We start from the raw sequence: 3,639 nt of genomic DNA, 5'->3' as shown, positions 1-3,639 counted from the left end.
AAGGAGACCACCACATTCACTGCTGAGGTGTCAGGGACCGTCGGTATCAGCTACACCGGATCGCTGAAGGTCTCATTGAACGCGCTCATCGAGTCCGCAGAATCTACCTACAACATCAGCCTCTCAGCATCACTGACCGCGAAACTGGGCAACTCGGTAACCGCCACCATTCCACCGCATAAGACCGTCAGCGCCAAGTACGGCGTTTGGCGACGGCGTATCACAGGCACCAGCTACTACGTATTTCCCAACTGTGGGCACAGCACGAGTTCAAAAATCGTCTCCTATACGCCTTACGCCGTCGGCTGGTACACATGGCAAAGCCGACCAGGGCCCACGCGGCCGTGACGATTGCTTTGACAGCGAGCTCTTCGCTCCTCACAGGCTGTACGGGACACAACGGCCAGGGCTCATCGGACAAAAGCCCAAACGCCTCCGCAATCCCGTCCAGCTCCGCTTCTGCCATCGATCTGACGAAAACCCCACCCGACATCTCCGGCTCGACCAAATCCCTCATCCGCCTGGCGAACAGAACGAGCTCGGAAGAGGTGGATGTAATCGAGAGCATCAAGGCCGGGACGGTTGCCGAGGCGACCGAATGCACCGGTGAGGGAAAAACGATCATAGCCATCGGGAAATTGGCCACCTACACCGTCCCGTGCGCGACCACTCCCTCAACGACTTACAACGAGATCGGCCTGGGCAGCACCAAGCAACACGTCAAAATCACGGATACGGCCAGCGCCGGAATCCACTGGGGCCTGTCAGTCGGATGGCGCCCAGAACATCAGCAGCCGTCCTAAACAACGCAACTCCATACACCACGGGCCAGGGCGGCGTCGTTCAGTGGTTCTGTCCCGTGGGCCTTGGCCCTGCTCCCTCGCGGGCCTGTTTCACACTCGTCTGCCTCGGCTCTGTGGCCAGGAGCGACGGTGTCAGGTGATGACGAGCCGCTGTTTTCCGTCGATGAGCTCCCTGACGGCGTCGAGGTGCCCTGCGTGGGTCGCGGTCTCGGTGATGACGTGCAGGACGACTTCGCGGAGGTTGTCGTAGCGCCAGCCGTCGAAGAAGTCGGGCCACCAGGGCGTCGGCGCGTCCGGGTCGGCATCGGCGAGGATCGCGTCGGAGAGTTCGCTCTCCTTGCGGTACAAGGCGAAGATCTCCTGTGCCGACTTCTCCGGCGCAGGCTTCCAAGCGTCGTCCTCGGAGCCCAGGATCTCATCGATCGCGACCTGCTCGCCCGCCGCGACGGCGCGGAACCAGAACTTCTCGTCGTCCAGGGCGAGATGGTGCACGAGGCCCAGGCAGGTCCAGCCGGACGGAAGCACCGGGCGCCGAAGCGCCTCGTCATCGAGGCCCTCGAGGATGCCCAGGACGTGCTTGCGCTTCCCGTTCAGGAAGCCCAACAGTGTCATCATCTCGGTGTTGGCCATTACTTGGCGATCTCCCAGACGTGGCCCGACGGGTCGGCGAAGGCGGCGGTCCGGATGCCCCAGGGCCGGTCCTGGGGACCGTTGAGGAGCTTCACACCGCGTTCCGCGAGTTTCTCGCACACTGCGTCCACGTCCTCCACCTCGATCGTGATCTGGAAGCGCACGCCGGCCTCGAGCACCGCGACCTTCGAGGTCTCAACCAGTTCACTGGCCTGGGAGGACTTCAGCAGGTTGACCAGGATGTTGCCGAAGTTGAAAACGACCGAGTCCGCGTCCTCGAAGACCGCCGTCAGGCCGAAGATGTCCTCGTAGAACTTCTTCGTCTCCACCAGATCTTCGATGAACAACGTGACGGGGCCGATGCCCTTGAACCAGGGTTCCACGGCTTCGCCTCTCCCTTGAACAAGCTTTCGAATGATGCGGACGGCTATACCGTATACGGGGGCAGTGACAATCTGGGTCCGCCGCGGGGACGGCTCCCGACATTGCCCAACCAGTGCTACGGCAGCCCTCCGTTTCGTCTTCGACCGGGCCTTGTCACCGACTCCACAGACTGACCCCAGGATCGCGTCGCTCAGGGGGATGTCCGGTTTGATCACGTGATGCCGAGGGTGGCCAGAGGTCCGGGGTGGCGTCCCGCGCGTGGTGCCGGAGGCCAGCGGCGATGCCGATATGTCCGGCGTGGCGGAGGGCTCCAAGGGCGAGGTTACGCAGGCCGGCCACGGCCCGGGGTGAGGTGCCGGTGCGTACGCGGGAGGCGTCATCGGCCCGTGAGGTGTCGCGCACATGGTGGATCTTGTTCTCGACGCCCCAGTGCTCGCGGACGCGGTGCGCGATCTCGGGAGTGTCGGCCTGGTCGGCCGTCAGGTCGGTGACCGCGTAGACGCGTTCCAGAGCGACCTTGCCGGTGGCGACGATGCGGCGGCGGCGCACGATCTGCACAGCTTGCACGGCGTGGGGGAAGGCGAGGCCGCGGGTGGCGATGCAGGTCTTGACGCGGCGGATCTCGTCGCGGCCGTGGACGGTGGCGCGGGTCTTGCCCAGCAGCGGGACGTCCCGCCAGAGTAGCTTCTTCAGCTGCTGGTGCAGCAGCGGCTGGTTCGCCTTGATCACGGCGATGTAGTGGGCCTGCTTGTCCTGCACCAGGAAGCGGGCGTGGGCGACTTGAGAGTGCAGCGCGTCGAAGGTGACCACGGTGTCGGTCAGGTCGAGCGGAGCAAGGAGGGGCCGAAAGACGGTGATCTCGTTGGTCTTGCGGTCCACCTCGCGCTGGGCGGTGACCAGGCCTGCGCCGGTCATCGCGGCGAGCAGGTGGACCTGGGTGCCGTCCGCGCGGCGGGCGCCGCGCACGGTCTTACCGTCCACCGCCGGCGAGCGGCGGGGCCGCTCGGGCTTGCTCGGCGCGACTGGCGGGCTGTCGGGGTCGCGGGCGGCGAGCCAGGTGCCGATCGCGGCGTCCAGGGAGTCGCCGTCGACGCGCTGCAGAACCCGGCGGACCGTGGCCTCGGCCGGCGCGGTGGGATTGGACGGCTCCCGGGGCGGGCCGCCGAGAGCCGCGAGCACGGCAGGCGGTGCGTCGGCGGCCCACTCCGCGATCGCGGCAAGCGACTTCGCCCCGCCAGGACCGCGCACGCGGCCAGCGCGAGGACGAACGCGAGGGGATGACGGCGGCCCTTGGCCCGTCGCGGATCGGGCACCGTGGCCAGACAATTCAGCAGACCCGGGCGTTCCCCCGGCGCGGGAGACCGGGCAGCAGCGAGCCGGTCCAGGCCGACAGGCACGGGCGATGATGAGTGGGCAGGCACGGTCTTCCGACGTGGTGATCAGGGACTCGAAACCTCATGATCACCCGCTGGTCGTGCCTGTCACCGCCCCATCTCCCGACACGACTCACCGGCCCCACAAGGTGCCTGAACCGGCATCAAACCGGACGCAACCGCTGAACGACACCGCCCTGCCCCCGGTGGTCGCCTTCCAGCGAGTGGACGACTTCCGCGCGCCGCGGTGGACGGATTCCGCGCGCCCTCAGCAGATACACATCGACGTGATGGTCGCGGACCTCGATGTAGCCGAGGAGCAGGTGCTCGCCCTCGGGGAGACGCTGCTGGATGGTTCGGACAAGCCGATCGGTTACCGGGTGTACGAGGATCCCGTCGGCCATCCCTTCTGCCTGATCACTCCCGAAGGAGCTTGACCTTGGCGTCTA

At 66.2% G+C, this 3,639-nt stretch carries 6 protein-coding genes; 3 read left to right on the top strand and 3 right to left on the bottom strand.

What is annotated here, in order from left to right:
- Both ACFPIH_RS56085 and ACFPIH_RS56080 read left to right on the top strand, forming a co-directional pair.
- Window positions 1–348: hypothetical protein (locus ACFPIH_RS56085; protein WP_381188053.1), on the top strand; the 348-nt coding region annotated here is incomplete at its 5' end.
- On the top strand, window positions 315–803 hold the full coding sequence (locus tag ACFPIH_RS56080) for a hypothetical protein (RefSeq protein WP_381188050.1): 489 nt from the start codon (window positions 315–317) through the stop codon (window positions 801–803). The genes ACFPIH_RS56085 and ACFPIH_RS56080, both read left to right, overlap by 34 nt.
- 132 nt (window positions 804–935) lie before the next feature.
- Here the strand turns inward: ACFPIH_RS56080 and ACFPIH_RS56075 are convergent, their stop codons facing one another.
- The 3 genes from ACFPIH_RS56075 to ACFPIH_RS56065 form a co-directional block, all read right to left on the bottom strand.
- Entirely contained in the window at window positions 936–1,433 is a 498-nt protein-coding gene (locus tag ACFPIH_RS56075) for a DinB family protein (protein WP_381188047.1), read from the bottom strand.
- Window positions 1,433–1,816 carry a VOC family protein gene (locus ACFPIH_RS56070; RefSeq protein WP_381188044.1) on the bottom strand — a complete coding sequence of 128 codons (384 nt, stop codon included), beginning with the start codon at window positions 1,814–1,816 and terminating at the stop codon, window positions 1,433–1,435. Before ACFPIH_RS56070 ends, ACFPIH_RS56075 begins: the two co-directional genes overlap by 1 nt.
- A gap of 154 nt (window positions 1,817–1,970) precedes the next feature.
- The gene (locus ACFPIH_RS56065) at window positions 1,971–3,065 is read right to left on the bottom strand and encodes an ISAs1 family transposase (RefSeq protein ID WP_381188041.1); all 1,095 of its coding nucleotides are present in this window, start codon (window positions 3,063–3,065) and stop codon (window positions 1,971–1,973) included.
- Window positions 3,066–3,249: 184 nt separating this feature from the next.
- On the opposite strand from ACFPIH_RS56065, the gene ACFPIH_RS56060 reads away from it, so the two are divergent.
- On the top strand, window positions 3,250–3,627 hold the full coding sequence (locus tag ACFPIH_RS56060; RefSeq protein ID WP_381188038.1) for a VOC family protein: 378 nt from the start codon (window positions 3,250–3,252) through the stop codon (window positions 3,625–3,627).
- Window positions 3,628–3,639 lie beyond the last annotated feature (12 nt).

The organism is Streptomyces vulcanius (genome assembly GCF_042653945.1).
Classification (GTDB): domain Bacteria; phylum Actinomycetota; class Actinomycetes; order Streptomycetales; family Streptomycetaceae; genus Streptomyces; species Streptomyces mangrovi.
This window is presented reverse-complemented; position numbering and strand designations above follow the sequence as displayed.

Excerpts from the sequence above, each read along its gene's own strand:
- ACFPIH_RS56075 (WP_381188047.1), bottom strand. The coding sequence starts at position 1,433 with ATGGCCAACACCGAGATGATGACACTGTTGGGCTTCCTGAACGGGAAG.
- ACFPIH_RS56080 (WP_381188050.1), top strand. The coding sequence starts at position 315 with ATGGCAAAGCCGACCAGGGCCCACGCGGCCGTGACGATTGCTTTGACA.